General features: G+C 73.4%; 13 protein-coding genes. 8 read left to right on the forward strand and 5 right to left on the reverse strand.

Annotated elements, in window-relative coordinates; all coding sequences use genetic code 11:
* Positions 1-96 precede the first annotated feature (96 nt).
* The gene (locus ACIA8Q_RS28285) at positions 97-1,848 is read left to right on the forward strand and encodes an FAD-dependent monooxygenase (protein WP_360217382.1); all 1,752 of its coding nucleotides are present in this window, start codon (positions 97-99) and stop codon (positions 1,846-1,848) included.
* Positions 1,849-2,022: 174 nt separating this feature from the next.
* Here ACIA8Q_RS28285 and hemG read toward each other — a convergent pair whose 3' ends face one another.
* From hemG to ACIA8Q_RS28300, 3 genes are all read right to left on the reverse strand, one after another.
* Positions 2,023-3,501, reverse strand: a complete 1,479-nt coding sequence (gene hemG, locus ACIA8Q_RS28290) for a protoporphyrinogen oxidase (RefSeq protein WP_360217379.1) — start codon at positions 3,499-3,501, stop codon at positions 2,023-2,025.
* A gap of 147 nt (positions 3,502-3,648) precedes the next feature.
* Positions 3,649-5,112, reverse strand: coding sequence for an FAD-dependent monooxygenase (locus tag ACIA8Q_RS28295; protein ID WP_396317909.1), 1,464 nt, complete (start codon positions 5,110-5,112; stop codon positions 3,649-3,651).
* A 32-nt stretch (positions 5,113-5,144) separates the two neighbouring features.
* A complete protein-coding gene (locus ACIA8Q_RS28300; protein WP_396317910.1) occupies positions 5,145-6,632 on the reverse strand; it encodes an FAD-dependent monooxygenase in 1,488 nt (495 codons plus the stop codon).
* A 301-nt stretch (positions 6,633-6,933) separates the two neighbouring features.
* Here ACIA8Q_RS28300 and ACIA8Q_RS28305 point away from each other — a divergent pair, with 301 nt between their 5' ends.
* The 3 genes from ACIA8Q_RS28305 (at position 6,934) to ACIA8Q_RS28315 (ending at position 8,935) form a co-directional block, all read left to right on the forward strand.
* Positions 6,934-7,662, forward strand: coding sequence for an SDR family oxidoreductase (locus ACIA8Q_RS28305; RefSeq protein WP_360217371.1), 729 nt, complete (start codon positions 6,934-6,936; stop codon positions 7,660-7,662).
* Positions 7,663-7,696: 34 nt separating this feature from the next.
* Entirely contained in the window at positions 7,697-7,966 is a 270-nt protein-coding gene (locus ACIA8Q_RS28310) for an acyl carrier protein (RefSeq protein WP_360217368.1), read from the forward strand.
* A 90-nt stretch (positions 7,967-8,056) separates the two neighbouring features.
* A complete protein-coding gene (locus ACIA8Q_RS28315) occupies positions 8,057-8,935 on the forward strand; it encodes an NmrA/HSCARG family protein (protein WP_360217365.1) in 879 nt (292 codons plus the stop codon).
* Between the two features lie 9 nt (positions 8,936-8,944).
* Here ACIA8Q_RS28315 and ACIA8Q_RS28320 read toward each other — a convergent pair whose 3' ends face one another.
* Positions 8,945-9,562: a DsbA family protein gene (locus tag ACIA8Q_RS28320; protein WP_360217362.1), complete on the reverse strand. Its 618-nt coding sequence runs from the start codon at positions 9,560-9,562 to the stop codon at positions 8,945-8,947.
* 33 nt (positions 9,563-9,595) lie between these two features.
* The gene (gene fabG, locus ACIA8Q_RS28325) at positions 9,596-10,378 is read right to left on the reverse strand and encodes a 3-oxoacyl-ACP reductase FabG (RefSeq protein WP_360217359.1); all 783 of its coding nucleotides are present in this window, start codon (positions 10,376-10,378) and stop codon (positions 9,596-9,598) included.
* A gap of 217 nt (positions 10,379-10,595) precedes the next feature.
* Between fabG and ACIA8Q_RS28330 the strand changes: the two genes are divergently transcribed.
* Genes ACIA8Q_RS28330 through ACIA8Q_RS28345 form a run of 4 tightly spaced genes read left to right on the forward strand, consistent with a single transcriptional unit; the run spans position 10,596 to position 15,332 of the window.
* Positions 10,596-11,624: a methyltransferase gene (locus ACIA8Q_RS28330; protein ID WP_360217356.1), complete on the forward strand. Its 1,029-nt coding sequence runs from the start codon at positions 10,596-10,598 to the stop codon at positions 11,622-11,624.
* A gap of 56 nt (positions 11,625-11,680) precedes the next feature.
* Positions 11,681-13,216 carry an FAD-dependent monooxygenase gene (locus ACIA8Q_RS28335; RefSeq protein WP_360217353.1) on the forward strand — a complete coding sequence of 512 codons (1,536 nt, stop codon included), beginning with the start codon at positions 11,681-11,683 and terminating at the stop codon, positions 13,214-13,216.
* Positions 13,217-13,233: 17 nt separating this feature from the next.
* Positions 13,234-14,193: an aromatase/cyclase gene (locus ACIA8Q_RS28340; RefSeq protein WP_360217350.1), complete on the forward strand. Its 960-nt coding sequence runs from the start codon at positions 13,234-13,236 to the stop codon at positions 14,191-14,193.
* Positions 14,190-15,332, forward strand: coding sequence for an FAD-dependent monooxygenase (locus ACIA8Q_RS28345; protein ID WP_396317911.1), 1,143 nt, complete (start codon positions 14,190-14,192; stop codon positions 15,330-15,332). Before ACIA8Q_RS28340 ends, ACIA8Q_RS28345 begins: the two co-directional genes overlap by 4 nt.

A 15,332-nucleotide genomic window follows, 5' to 3' on the forward strand; every position in this document is an offset into this window, starting at 1 on the left:
GTGCGCCCACCCGGAGTCGACCCGTTCTTGACCGGAGCTGAAGAGCGCCTTGCCAGGCTGCGGGGCAAGGCATCCGTCATTTCTGGAAGGTCGAATATGGGAGCAATCGAGGTTCCGGTCCTGATCATCGGCGGCGGCGGATGCGGTCTGTCCGCCTCCGTCTTCCTGTCCGACCAGGGCGTTGAGCATCTGCTGGTGGAACGGCATCCGGAGACGTCGAGGATTCCGAAGGCCCACTACCTCAACCAGCGCACGATGGAGATCTACCGCCAGCACGGCGTCGCCGACGACGTGCTCGCCGAGGCCGCTCCGCTGGAGTACTTCGGCAAGGTGCGCTGGCAGACCACCCTCGCGGGCGACGGCCCGCTGGACCGCCGGCTGATCCACGAGATGGACGCCTTCGGCGGCGGCGAGCTGGAGGAGTCCTACGCGGCGATCGGCCCGGTGCTGCCGGCCAAGCTCCCGCAGATGTGGCTGGAGCCGATCCTGCGCCGCCACGCGGAGGAGCGCAACCCCGGCCGGGTCCTCTTCAACCACGAGGTGACCACCTTCTCCGACGAGGGCGACCACGTGCTCGCCGAGGTGCGCAACGTGGAGACCGGCGAGGTCACCACGGTCAAGGCGCAGTACCTGATCGGTGCCGACGGCGGCCGCTTCGTCGGCCCGGCGGTCGGCATCCGGATGGAGGGCCCGCCCGGGCTGGTCAACACCACGACCGCCTACTTCTCCGCCGACCTGTCCGAGTGGTGGGAGGAGGGCACCCTCATCACCCACTTCCTCAGCCCGGAGGACCCGGACCTCTCCAGCAACCTGATCGAGATGGGCCCGAGCTGGGGCAAGGCCTGCGAGCAGTGGGGCCTGCACTTCGCCCCCGGCCCGCCCGGACGCTGGGACGCCGAGACGGTCGTCCCCCGGATCCGCGAGCTGCTGCGCATCCCGGACCTGGAGATCACCGTCCACAAGGTGACGGACTGGATCGTGGACGCGATCCTCGCCGACCGCTACCGGGTCGGCCGGGTGCTGATCGCCGGCGACGCCGCGCACAAGCAGCCGCCCGCAGTCGGACTGGGCCTCAACACCGGCATCCAGGACGCGCACAACCTGGCCTGGAAGCTGGCCGCGGTGCTGGGCGGGCGGGCGCCCGAGAGCCTGATCGACACCTACGAGGCCGAGCGCCGGCCGATCGGCCGGCAGAACGTCGACTGGGCGGTCTCCGCGGCCGTGCACCACCAGGCCGTGATCGACGCGGTCGGCGCCGGCCACAACATCCCGGCGGGGCGCCGCAAGCAGCGCCTGGAGTCGTACTTCGACCCGTCCTGGCTCGGGGACACCGTGCGGGCCCGCGCCCTGGAGATCTTCCACACCCACCGCGGCGGCTGCCAGTCCCTCGACATGGAGGTCGGCTTCGCGTACGAGGCCGGCGCGGTGCTGCCGGACGGGACCGAGCCGCCGGTCCGCGTCCCGATGCGCAACGAGCACACGCCGACCTCCCGCCCCGGGCACCGGCTGCCGCACGCCTGGATCACCAAGGACGGCAAGCGGCTGTCGACGCTGGACCTGACCGGCCGCACCGGCTTCACGCTGATCACCGGGCCGGAGGGCTCCCCGTGGGCGGAGGCGGCCGCGCGGATCGCGGAGCGGCTCGACGTCCAGCTCGTCACGGCGGTCGTCGGCGCGGGCGCCGAGTTCGCGGACGTGGACGGCGGGTGGGAGGCCGTCCGGCAGATCACCGACGCCGGCGCGCTGCTGGTCCGCCCCGACCAGCACGTCGCCTGGCGCAGCCCGGCCGGGGCCGAGGACCCGGAGCAGGTGCTGACCGGGGTCTTCGCCGCCGTCCTGGGGCGCTGACCCGCGAGCACCGACGAGAAGTGGCCGTGCCCGGTGATCGGGCACGGCCACTTCTCGTTCTCCGGGCGGGTCCCGCCGCGCCGCCGTCCTCGTCGGGCGGGGGCGGGGTGCCGGCTCCCGGGGACACCGGGCAGGCCGTCGCCCGGAACGGCGGACCGTTCCGGGCGAGACCGCTCAGACCCCGACCGCGACGGAGCGCTCGGCGGCGTCCTTCCGCAGCCAGCCGGCGACCTGGTCGGCGGCCTTGCGCGCGGTGGTCATGCAGACGCCGACGCCCACGCCGTCGTACAGCGCGCCGCAGACGGCGAGCCCGGGCTGGGCCGCGACGGTGTCCCGGATCCGCTGCACGCGGTCCAGGTGGCCGACGGTGTACTGCGGCAGGGCGTCGGCCCAGCGGCTCACCCGGGACGCCACCGGGGCTCCGGTGACGCCGGTGGCCTCGGCCAGCTCGGCCGCGGCGACGGCGACCAGGTCGGCGTCGTCGCGCTGCAGCAGGTGGTCCTCGCCGAAGCGCCCGAAGGAGCAGCGGACGATCTCCACCTCGCCGGCCAGGTGCGGCCACTTCACGGTCGTGAAGGTGACCTCCTTGACCGCCCTGCCCTCCACCGCCGGCACCCGGTAGGCCGAGTAGCCGCGGCCGGAGAGCCCGCCGGGGAACGCCGCGCGGGGGTAGGCCAGGGTGACCACGGCGACGCTCGAGTACGGGACCTCGGTGAGCGCGGAGACCGCCGCCGACGTCCCGGAGACCCCGGCGAGCAGGCTGCCCGCGGGGCCGGCCGGCACGGCGACGACGACGGCGTCCGCCTCGATCAGCTCCGGGTCGCCGGCCGGGCCCACCGTCAGCTTCCAGCCGTCCGTGCCGCGGACCAGCTCGCGGACCGGGGCGCCGGTGCGCACCGTGGTGTCCGGGGCGACGGCCAGCACCTCGCGCACCAGCGCGGCGGGCAGGCTGCCGAAGCCGCCCGCCAGCTTGGCGACGCTCACCGGCGGCGGCTTCTCGCCCGGCGCGAGCTCCGGGACGAGCGAGCCGGCCGCGTCGGCGAGCGAGGCGTGCCGTCCGGACGCCTTGGCCAGCGGGGTCAGCGTGGCCTCGAACGACAGGTCCTCGGCGCGGCCGGAGAAGACGCCGGCGAGGAACGGGTCGACGAGGCGGTCGACGACCTCCTGGCCGAGCCGGCCGCCGACGTAGGACGCGACCGAGACGTCGCCGTCCCGGTCGAACGAGGGCAGGGCGAGGTCCTGCCGGGCGCGGTCGACGCCCGCCGCGGACAGCACGCCGGACTTGGCGAGGTCGTCCATGTCGCAGGGCACGCCCATGAACTGACGGTCGGGCTGGTTGCGGATGTCGCCCCTGGTCCAGATCGCCGAGGCGGTGACGCCCGCCGACATGATCTGCTCGCCGAGGCCGACGTCCTTGATCAGCCCGGTGGTCTTGACGCGGTTGGCGTACAGCGACTCGGCGCCCTCGTCGACCGCGACACCCGCCACCTCGGATACCAGCAGCTTGCCGCCGATCCGGTCCGAGCCCTCCAGGACGGTCACCCGGACCGGCTCGTTGCGCAGATAGAACGCCGCCGCCAGGCCCGAGATACCACCCCCGATGATGACCACGTGGGGCTTTCCGTTCACCTGGTCCCGTTCGCTGCCAGCCATTCCACCAGCTCCTTCGTGGTTACGGTGTCGTAGAGCCGCCCCGGCGCCGACGGCCGGCGCCGGGACGGTTTCTTGGCAATGTGGCCGGGGGCTCTGGACCCCCGGTCGAGGGTTCCTGGACCCTCGGCGGTGCTTTCTGGCGGTGCGTCAGTCCCGTGCTGCGGGGCCGAACCAGCGGTCGAGGGCGGCGGTGAGGTCGTCGTCGCTGCCGGGGGCGGTCCAGGCGACGTAGCCGTCGGGGCGGACCAGGACGGTGTCGAGGGGCTCGTCGGGGGTGGTGGTCCAGGTGCCGGTGACGAGGTCGAGGCCGGTGCGGCCGGTGGCGTGCGCGGCGGCCCCGTCGTCCTGGCCGGTGGTGATCAGCAGGCCGTGCCCGGTGTGCAGCAGGTCGGCGACGCGGGTGCGGGTGCCGTCGGCCAGGGTGAGCTCGCGGCCGGGCGCCAGGCGCCGGCCGAGCAGCGGGTGGTCGCCCTTGCCGAGCTCGTAGCGGATGCCGAGGTTGCTGAGCATCCCGGCCAGGTACTCGGCGGCGTCCCGGTGGGCGACCAGCTCGGACATGATGCCGCGGACCGGGTCCATGTCCGCGCCGGTGAGCCGTAGTTCGATCGCCGCCCGGGCGTTGCGCGCCAACTGCTCGCCGACCGCGTGGCGTTCGGCGTGGTAGGTGTCGAGCAGGCCCTCCGGGGCCCGGCCGGCGATCGTGGCGGCGAGCTTCCAGCCGAGGTTCACCGCGTCCTGGACGCCCACGCTGAGGCCCTGCGCCATGGCCGGGGGCTGGATGTGCGCGCTGTCGCCGGCCAGGAACACCCGGCCGCGCCGGTACTGTGCGGCGGCCCGGGAGGCGTCGGTGAAGCAGCTGATCCAGCGGCACTCGCCGTGGTGGATGGACTCGCCGGTGAGCCGCTGCCAGGAGTCGGCGAGGTCGGAGAAGACGAGGGAGTCGCGGTCGCGCGGCGGAGTGCCGGCCTCGTGCACGACGATCCGGGTGACGCCGTTCTCCAGGTCCATCGCCATCACCATGCTGCCGCCCGGCAGGTCCTCGCCGATGCGCCGCTTGCGGGTGTCGATGCCGGTGACGTCGGCGCTGAAGAAGCCGCGGACGCCCTCGGTGCCGGGGAAGTCGATCCCGGCCAGCTTGCGGACGGTGCTGCGCCCGCCGTCGCAGCCGACCAGGTACCCGGCGGTGTCCTCGCCGGGCCCGTCGGGGCCCTCGAAGGCCACCGCGACGCCCCCGTCGGTCTCCCGGAGGCCGGTAACCCGGTGGCCGCGCAGGATCGGCACGCCCAGCTCGACGACCCACTCCTCGAGCATCCGCTCGGTGCGGAACTGGGAGATCCCGCGGTGCCCGTGGTGGTCCTCGGCGAGCCCGCGCAGGTCGATCGGCACCCCGCCGAAGTGGCTGTCGGCGGGTTCGGTGGCGCCGAGCCGGCCCAGCAGACCGCGCTGGTCGAAGCACTCGGCGGTGCGCCTGGTGAAGCTCGCGCCGCGGGACTCCCTGGTCGGGGCCGCCAGCCGCTCGTAGACGACGACGTCCACGCCGCGCAGCCTGAGCTCGCCGGCGGTCATCAGCCCGACCGGGCCCGCGCCGACGACGATCACGTCCCTGGTCATGTGTTCGCTCCTCTTCGGATCGATGCGGCCGGTCACCGGCCGGCGGTGCGGGGGTCGCGGGCGGGGCCGAACCAGCGGTCGAGGGCGGCGGTGAGGTCGTCGTCGCTGCCGGGGGCGGTCCAGGCGACGTAGCCGTCGGGGCGGACCAGGACGGTGTCGAGGGGCTCGTCGGGGGTGGTGGTCCAGGTGCCGGTGACGAGGTCGAGGCCGGTGCGGCCGGTGGCGTGCGCGGCGGCCCCGTCGTCCTGGCCGGTGGTGATCAGCAGGCCGTGCCCGGTGTGCAGCAGGTCGGCGACGCGGGTGCGGGTGCCGTCGGCCAGGGTGAGCTCCCGCTCGGGGGCAAGGCGCCGGCCGAGCAGCGGGTGGTCGCCCTTGCCGAGCTCGTAGCGGATGCCGAGGCCGCTCACGATGCCGGCGATCTGCTCGGCGGCGTCTCGGTGGGCCAGCAGCTCGCCCATCACCTCGCGGATCGGCTCCATCGCGGCCTCGCCGAGGTAGATCTTCTGCGCCGCCTGGGCGTTGCGGACCAACTCCCGCCCGACCGCGTGGCGTTCGGCGTGGTAGGTGTCGAGCAGGCCTTCCGGGGCCCGGCCGGCGATCGTGGCGGCGAGCTTCCAGCCGAGGTTCGCGGCGTCCTGCAGGCCGGCGCTGAGGCCCCAGGCGGCCAGCGGCGGGATCTCGTGCGCGGCGTCGCCGGCCAGCAGCACCCGGCCGCGCCGGAACTCCTCGGCCAGCGCGGCGGAGTTGCCGCAGGCCCAGAGCCACTGGGGCTGCGCCTCGTGGATGGACTCCCCGGTGAGCCGCTGCCAGGCGTCGGCGACCTCGGCGAAGGTGAGCGCACCCGGTTCGGGGCGGGCGGGCAGCGACAGGTCGTGGATGACGACGCGGAAGCGGCGGGGGCCCAGCGGGGTGCAGACCACCATGCTGCCGCCGGGGAGCCGCTCGCCGATCGGCCGCGGGCGCAGGGCCACGCCGGTGATCTCCGCGGTGTACATCCCCCGGGTGGCGGCCCACTCGGTGGCGGGGATGCCGGCGAGCGCGCGGACGGTGCTGCCCGCGCCGTCGCAGCCGACCAGGTAGCCGGCGGTCTCCTCGCCGGGGCCGTCGGGGCCCTCGAAGGAGACCACGACGCCGTCGGCCTCCTCGCGCAGTCCGGTCACCTCGCGGCCGCGGCGCACCGGGACGCCCAGGTCGGCCAGCCAACCGGCCAGTGCCGTCTCGGTCCTGACCTGGGACAGGCCGAGCACGCCGCTGTGGTCCTCGTCGAGCATGTCGAGGTCGAAGCGGACCCCGCCGAAGTGCCCCATCGGGCCCCACCGGAACTCGCCCAGCCGGGGGAGCAGCCCGCGCTGCCCGAGCGATTCGGCGGCGCGCCGGTTGAAGCCGAGCGCGCGGGACTCGTCGGTGGGGGCGGAAAGCTTGTCGTAGACGACGACGTTCACCCCGCCGAGACGGAGTTCTCCGGCCAGCAGCAGGCCGACCGGCCCGGCACCGACCACGATGACGTCAGCTGTTTTCATATTCAGGCCCTCTGCGCTGTGGCAATAGTTGGCCATGGTGAAGCTACCCAGTGCGGTGTTCGACTGCAATGAGTTGAATGCGCACGCAGCAGTCGAACGTTCGACTGTGGATTCAGCGCGTTTGAACGGGAAATCGGGCACGGCAATGTCGGAGGTGCACCCGGCAATTGCGGACCAGCAATGTGAATGCGTGAGCAATTCGGCCCTCGAATGCGGGCCGCCCGGTCTCGCGCGTTCCGTGGCCCCGGCTCCGGTGCGGCGGCGCGCCGGGCCCGGAACGCCCCACACGAAAGGAAGAGACGTGCCGGTCGAGAAGATCGCGCTCATCACCGGTGCCAACAAGGGCATCGGATTCGCCATCGCGCGGCAGCTCGGTGAGCAGGGGGTGGTCGTCCTCGTCGGCGCGCGGGACGAGCTGCTCGGCAAGCAGGCCGCCGACGCGCTGGCCGCCGACGGCGTCACGGCGGTGCCGCTGCGGATCGACGTGACGGACCGCGACTCGGTGGAGGGGGCGGCCCGGGAGGTCGAGCGGCGGTACGGCCGCCTGGACGTCCTGGTGAACAACGCCGGGGTCGCGGGCGGCTTCACCGGGGCGCCCAGCGAGGCGACCGCCGACGACCTGCGGGAGGTCTACGAGACCAACGTCTTCGGCGTGGTCACCGTGACCAACGCGATGCTCCCGCTGCTGCGCCGTTCCGCGGCCGGGCGCATCGTCAACCTGTCCAGCCACGTCGGGTCGCTGACCCTGAACTCGAACCCGGGGTCCCCGCTGGCGGGCGTCAACATGATCGCCTACCAGTCCTCGAAGACCGCGCTGAACGCGGTGACGGTCGCGTACGCCAAGGAGCTGCGCGGGACCCCGATCAAGGTCAACGCCGCCCTCCCCGGAGTGGTGGCCACCGACATCAACCACCACCGAGGTCACCGGACGCCCGCCGAGGGAGCGGTGATCGCGGTCCGGCTCGCCCTGCTGGACGAGGCCGGCCCGTCGGGCGAGTGCCTGGCGGACGACGGATCCATTCCGTGGTAGCGCGGAACGTCCCCAACCAGAAAGAGGAACGGCTTTGCTCCAGATCACGATCAGTGACCTCCAGACCATCATGCGCCAGTGCGCGGGCGAGGCCGAGGACGCGTTGCCGCTCGAGGAGGCGCCCGACCGCACCTTCGAGGAGCTGGGGTACGACTCGCTGGCCCTGCTCGAGACGCACAGCCGGATCGAGCGGGAGTTCGGCATAGCGCTCTTCGAGGACGAGGTCGGCGACGTCGACACGGCCCGGGACCTCGTCGACTACGTCAACTCGCTGTTGCAGCTGAAGGTCATGTCGGCGGCCTGATCCCGCGCGGGGTCGCGGCCGTTCGCGGTCATCACAACCGAGCGCCGGACCGGGCGGGGACCCGGGGGGCACGAGACACGGAGACACACAGTGGCGGTAGAAGAAACGATTCTGGTGCTGGGCGGTACCGGTCGGCAGGGCGGGGCGGTGGCCCGTGAGCTGCTGCGCCGCGGACGCACCGTGCACGCCCTGGTCCGCGACCCGGAGAAGGCGCAGGCGCGCGCGCTCGCCGAGGCCGGCGCCGTCCTGGTCCGCGGCGACCTGGACGACGGGGAGTCGCTGTTCGAGGCGATGCGCGGCGTGCACGGGGTGTTCAGCGTCCAGACCTTCCGGGGCCCGGGCGGCTGCGAGGCCGAGGTGCGCCAGGGCCGGGCGGTGGCCGACGCCGCGGTCCGCGCCGGCGTGCGGCACTTCGTCTACAGCTCGGTGGGCGGTGCGGACCGGGACACCAGGGTCCCGCACTTCGAGAGCAAGCTGGAGGTGGAGCAGTACCTGCGGACGCTGGACCTGCCGACGACCGTGCTGCGGCCGGTCATGTTCCACGACATCCTCCTCGACATCGCCCCGCGCCCGGTGGCGGGCGAGCTGGTGCTGGCCATGTGGCTGGATCCGGAGACCCCGGTGCAGCTGATCGCGACCAGCGACATCGGCGCCTTCGCCGCGGACGCCTTCGACGACCCGCAGGCGTGGCTCGGCCGGGTGGTCGAGATCGCCGGCGAGGAGCTGACCGGTCCGCAGATGGCGGCGGCGTTCCAGGCGGTGTCCGGCGTGCCGACCCGCTTCCAGCAGCTGCCCATCGAGCCGCTGCGCGCGGCCCGCGAGGACCTCGCCAACATGTTCGACTGGTTCGAGCGCGACGGCTACCGGGCCGACCTGCCCGAACTGCGCCGGATCCGGCCGGACCTGGTCTCCCTGGAGACCTGGCTGGGCGACAACTGGACCTCCCCGCTGGCCGCCTCCCGGGGCTGACGGCGGGGTTCAGGTGAAGATCGGATCGCGGGTGCGGGTGCGCTTGAGTTCGAAGAACCCGTCGGTCCCGGCCACGGCCAGGACGCCGTCCCAGAGCCGCACGGCCGCCTCGCCGCGCGGGGTCGGCGTCACCACCGGGCCGAAGAACGCCACGTCCCCCACCGCGAGGACCGGAGTGCCCACGTCGGTGCCGACGCGGCCGATCCCGTCGTCGTGCGAGGCGCGCACCGCGCCGTCGAACACGTCGGATCCGGCCGCGTCGGCCAGGGCGGGATCGAGCCCCGCCGCCGCCAGCGCCGCCTCGTAGGTGGACCGCTCCTTGGGGGCCCTCCCGAGGTGGAACCGGGTGCCGAGCTCGGTGTACAGCCGGCCCAGCACCTCCGGGCCGTGCTTCCGGGCGGCGGCGGCGCAGACCCGCACCGGTTCCATCCGCAGCGCGAGGTCCCGGTGCCAGCGTTCGGGCAGGTCGGTCCGCCCCTCGTTGAGCACGGTCAGGCTCATCAGGTGCCACCGGACGTCGAGGGGCCGGTGCCGTGCGACCTCCAGGATCCAGCGGGAGGTCAGCCACGCCCAGGGACAGGTCGGGTCGAACCAGAAGTCCACCGGGATCTGTTCGTCGTGCGGCAAGGTCGGCTCCTCGGGGGTCTCGGTCGGTCGCGGTCAGTAGTTTCCGAGGCCGCCGCAGACGTTGATCGCCTGCGCGGTCACCGGCGCCGCCACGTCGGACACCAGGTAGGAGACCAGGCCGGCCACCTCCTCGGCGGTGGAGTAGCGGCCGAGCGGGATCTTCGCCTGGAAGCGCTCCAGGATGGCGTCCTCGGTGGTCTCGAAGTGGGCGGCGTAGCCCTCGCGGACGCGCCGCGCCATCGGGGTCTCCACGTAGCCGGGGCAGACGGCGTTGACGGTCACGCCCGTCTTCGCCAGCTCCAGGCCGAGCGCCTTGGTGAAGCCGACGACGCCGTGCTTGGAGGCCGAGTAGGGGGCGCCGAGCACCACGCCCTGCTTGCCGCCGGTCGAGGCGATGTTGATGATCCGGCCCCAACCGCGTTCGACCACGCCCGACTTGAGCACGGCCCTGGTCACCAGGAAGACGCTGTTCAGGTTGGTGTCGATCACGTCGTACCAGAGCTCGTCGGCGATCTCCGCGGTCGCGCCGCCGCCGCTGCGGCCGGCGTTGTTGACCAGGACGTCCACCCGCCCGTACCGCTCCACGGCGGCGTCCACGAGCCGGGCGACGTCCTCCGGCTTGCGGACGTCGGCGGCCAGGCCGTCGGCCCGGTGGCCGTCCGCGCGCAGCTTCTCGACCGTCGCCCGGACGCTCTCGGGGTTCCGTGAGCAGAGGAAGACCCGGAATCCCTGGCCCGCCAGGGTCTCGGCGACCGCCAGGCCTATTCCGCTGGTACCGCCGGTGATCAGTGCTACCTGCTGTCCGTTGTCAGCCATTCCGCCTGCTCCTTTTCGGGGTGTGTGCGGGGTCGGAACAAGCTGACAAGATGGGCCGGATTCCCGGTCGAGGGGTGGTCGAGGTCATCGCGTTCAACTGCCTCAATTCTTCAGTTGAACGTTCGACAGTCAATTCCCATAATGCCGGGTTGCGGCCCTGATAAGCGCCGACCTATCGTCGGGTAATCCACGAAAAAGGCGCTCTGAAGGGAAAGCCATGTCCGCATCGCCCGAGGTCCGTGATCAGTCGGACTCCTACTCGCTGCTCGACCTGATCCAGGGCGCGGTGATCACCCAGGCGATCTCCGTCGCCGCCCGGCTCGGCGTCGCGGACATCCTCGCCGAGGGGCCGCTGGCCGTCGAGGAGATCGCCAAGCGGGCCGGTGCCGACGCCAAGTCCACCCACCGCATCCTGCGCGCGCTGGCCGGCCACGGGGTGTTCGCCGTCCGCCCGGACGGCCGCTACGAGCAGACGCCGCTGTCCGAGAAGCTCCGCGAGGACGCGACCGACTCGATGCGCGGCTTCGCGCTGCTGATGAGCCACCCCCTGCTGTGGGAGGAGTGGGGCCACCTCTTCACCGCCGTGGAGACCGGCGAGCCCAACCTGCCGAAGCTGCGCGGCATGAACGCGCTGGAGTTCTTCCACGCGACCCCCGAGTACGCGGGCGTCTTCTTCAACGCGTTCGGCCGCCTCTCGGAGTCGGAGACCGACCCGATCCTGGCCGCCTACGACTTCTCGCAGTTCGGCACCGTGGTGGACGTCGTCGCCGGCCGCGGCGGCCTCCTGGCGGGCATCCTGCAGCAGTCGCCGGACGTCAAGGGCGTGCTGTACGACTCCGAGGCCGCGACCGTCGACTCGCCGGCGTTCTTCGAGGCGGCCGGTGTCGCCGACCGCCTGACGATCGCGCACGGCGGCCACCTGGACGCGCTGCCGACCGGCGGCGACGCCTACCTGTTCAAGCACATCATCCACGACTTCAGCGAGGCCGACGCCGTCACCGCGCTGCGCAACGCCCGCGAGGCGATGGCCCCCGGCGGCAAGCTGCTGGTCGTCGAGTACGTGCTCCCGGAGAACAACGAGCACCACCTCGGCCACTCCATCGACCTCTGGCTGATGCTGATGCTCGGCGCCCAGGACCGCACGCTGGAGCAGTACTCCGAGCTGTTCGCGAAGGCCGGCTTCACGCTCACCCGGGCCGTCCCGACCACCGCGCCGATCTCGATCATCGAGGCGATCCCGGCCTGATCCCGGCAGGTGAGCCGGTCCCCCATCGCAGAAGTCGAGGCTCAGGACAAGAAAACATGGATACCGATGTCATTGTTATCGGGGCAGGTCCCGCGGGACTGACGCTCGCGGCCGAGCTCCGCCTCGGCGGCGCCGACGTCATCGTCTTCGAGCAGCGGGCCGAGCGGAGCTGGGAGTCGCGCGGCATCGGGTTCACCGCGCGCGCCACCGAGATGTTCCACCAGCGCGGGATCCTGGAGCGGCTGGAGAACATCACCACCACCCGCCAGGGGCACTTCGGCGGCATCCCGATCGACTTCGGGGTGCTGGAGGGGTCGCACTTCGGCGTCCGCGGCGCCCCCCAGTACAAGGTCGAGGAGATGCTCGAGGGCCGGGCGCTGGAGCTGGGCGTGTCCCTGCGCCGGGGCCACGGGTTCACCGGGCTGACCGAGGGCGGGGACGGCGTCACCGCGACCGTGCGGGGGCCGGAGGGCGAGCGGGAGTACTCGGCCCGCTTCCTGGTGGGCTGCGACGGCGGGCGGAGCACCGTCCGGCGGCTGGCCGGCTTCGAGTTCGCCGGCTCCGACGCCACCCGCGCGATGTACCTGGCGGACGTCCGGGGCTGCGACATCAAACCGCGCATGATCGGCGAGCTGCTGCCGAACGGCATGGTGATGTCGGCGCCGCTGGAACAGGGCTACACCCGCATCATCGTCTGCGAGAACGGGACGCCGCCCGACCGCGGCCGCGAGGTGACGTTCACCCAGGTCGCGGACGCCTGGCAGCGGTTGACCGGCGACTCGATCCACCACGGCGAGACGCGCTGGGTGAGCAGCTTCACCGACGCCACCCGCCAGGCCACCGAGTACCGGCGCGGCCGGGTGCTGCTGGCCGGCGACGCCGCACACATCCACCTGCCCGCCGGCGGCCAGGGGTTGAGCGTCGGCGTGCAGGACGCCTTCAACCTGGGCTGGAAGCTGGCGGCGACGGTCCGCGGGCGGGCCCCGGAGGGCCTGCTCGACACCTACCACGCCGAACGCCACCCGGTGGGCGCGCGGCTGCTGCGCAACACCCTGGCCCAGGGCGTCCTCAACCTCGCCGGCCGGTCGGTCGAGCCGCTGCGCGCCGTCATGGCCGAGCTGGTGACGATCCCGGCCGCGGCCCGGCACCTGTCCGGCATGGTGAGCGGCCTCGACATCGGCTACCCGGTCGGCGGGCCGGCGCCCGGGGCGGCGGCGCACCCGCTGCTCGGCGGCCGGCTGGCCGACCGCGAGCTGGAGCTCGCCGACGGCGGCTCCGTGCGGGCCGCGCGGCTGCTGCACCCGGCCCGGGGCGTCCTGATCACCGCCGACGCCTCGGGGGAGACCGCCCGCACCGCCGCCGGCTGGTCCGACCGCGTCGACCTGGTCCGGGTGCGGGAGTTCCCCGCCGGACCGGAGGAGGGCGGCGCCGCGACGGAGTCGGTGCTCGTCCGCCCCGACGGCTACATCGCCTGGACGGCGCCGGACGGGGGCGGTCTCGACGCCGCGCTGCGGCGCTGGTTCGGCGAGGCCCGGCAGGGCCCGTCCGGCGGACACGCCCCGGGTCCGAGACAGGGCCTACGGGCCTCGTAACCGAGAGGAGAACCAACGTGACCGAGAACGCGGTCCGTGAGACCGAGCACGAGATCAACGTCTCCGCCCCCGCCGAACTGGTGTACGCCCTGATCGCGGACGTCACCCGGTGGCCGGAGATCTTCCCCCCGACCGTGCACGCCGAGGTGGTCGAGAAGGACGGCGACACCGAGCTGATCCGGCTCTGGGCGACGGCGAACGGCGCCGCGAAGACCTGGACCTCCAGCCGCCTGCACGACCCGGAGCGGATGAGCGTGGCGTTCCGCCAGGTCCGTTCGCAGCACCCGGTCGGCGCCATGGGCGGCGCCTGGGTGGTGGAGCCCGTCTCCGGGAGCTCCTGCCGGGTGCGCCTGCTGCACGACTTCTACGCGGCCACCGACGACCCGGCCGACCTCGACTGGATCAGCGAGGCCGTCGACCGCAACAGCGCCTCGGAGCTCCGGGCGCTGAAGTCGAGCGCCGAGGCGTCCGGCCCCGACGAGCTGATCACCTTCGACGACACCGTGACCGTCGACGGCCACGGCAAGGACGTCTACGACTTCCTGAACGAGGCGCAGCTCTGGCAGGAACGGCTGCCGCACGTCGCCCGGGTGTCGCTGGAGGAGGACGAGCCGGGGCTCCAGATCCTGGAGATGGACACCCGCACCAAGGACGGCAGCACCCACACCACCCGCTCCGTCCGGGTCTGCCGGCCGTCCACCGCGATCGTCTACAAGCAGGTCGTCCTGCCCGCGCTGATGACGCTGCACACCGGGCGCTGGCTCATCGAGGAGCGGGCCGGCGGCGGGGTGTCGGTGACCTCGCGGCACACCGTGCGGATCAACACCGAGAACATCGCCGCGGTGCTCGGTCCGGAGGCGACGGTGCGGACCGCGCAGGAGTTCGTCCGCACCGCGCTGAGCACCAACAGCCTGGCCACCCTGGGCCTCGCCAAGGCCCACGCCGAGGGTGTCCGCAGCGGGCGCGCCGAGTCGTGAACCCGTCCCGGGGGGCCGCGCCGGTCGTCGTGGTCGGCGCCGGCCCCGTCGGGCTGCTGCTCGCCTGCGAGCTGCGGCGGGCCGACGTCCCGGTGGTCGTCCTGGAGCGGCTGACCACCCCGATGACCGAGTCGCGGGCCAGTCAACTGACCACGCGTACGGCGGAGTTACTCCACGAGCGGGGCTTCGGCGCGCTGCTCGCCGAGGCCGCGCACGAGCCGCGGACGCACTTCGGCGGGCTGGGCTTCGAACTGTCGCCCGTGGACAGCCCCTTCGGGGGCAACTGGAAGGTGCCGCAGTACCGCACCGAGGCCGCCCTGGGCGCCCGCGCGGTCGAACTGGGCGCCACCGTCCTGCGCGGGCACGAACTGACCGGCCTCACCGCCGCACCGGACCACGTGCGCTGCGAGGCCGCGGGCCCCGACGGCCCGCGGCGGATCACGGCGCGGTACCTGGTCGGCTGCGACGGCTCCGGCAGCACGGTGCGCCGGCTGGCCGGCTTCCCGGTGACGGAGACGGCGGCGACCAGGGAACTGCTCCGGGCCGACCTCACCGGCCTGCGGATCCGCGACCGCCGCTTCGAACGGCTCCCCGGGGGCTTCGCGGTGGCGTCCACCCGCGGCGGCGTCACCCGGGTGATGGTGCACGCGTTCGGCGACGCCGTGACCGGGCGGCACGGCGCGCCCGGGTTCGACGAGGTCGTCCGGGCCTGGGCACGGGTGACCGGCGAGGACGTCTCCGGGGGCACCCCGATCTGGCTGGACGCCTTCGACACCGCGAAGGGCCTGGCCGACGCCTACCGGCGCGGCCGGGTGCTGCTGGCCGGCGACGCCGCCCACTGGCACCCGCCGGTCGGCGGCCAGGCGCTCAACCTCGGCCTCCAGGACGCCGTCGACCTGGGCCGCAAGCTCGCCGCGACGGTGCACGGCACGGCCGCCCCCGGACTCCTCGACACCTACCAGGACGAGCGGCGCCCCGTCGCGGCGCGCGTCCTCGACCACGTCGCGGCCCAGGAACACCTGATGTTCGGCGGCCCGGAGGCCGAGCCGCTGCGCGCGGTCCTCGCCGAGCTGATCGGCCTGGAGCAGGTCCGCGCCCACCTGACGGCGACGGCGAGCAATCTCGACGCCCGCCCGTGA

Origin of the sequence: Kitasatospora sp. NPDC051705 (genome assembly GCF_044453265.1) — a bacterium.
Taxonomy (GTDB): Bacteria; Actinomycetota; Actinomycetes; order Streptomycetales; family Streptomycetaceae; genus Kitasatospora.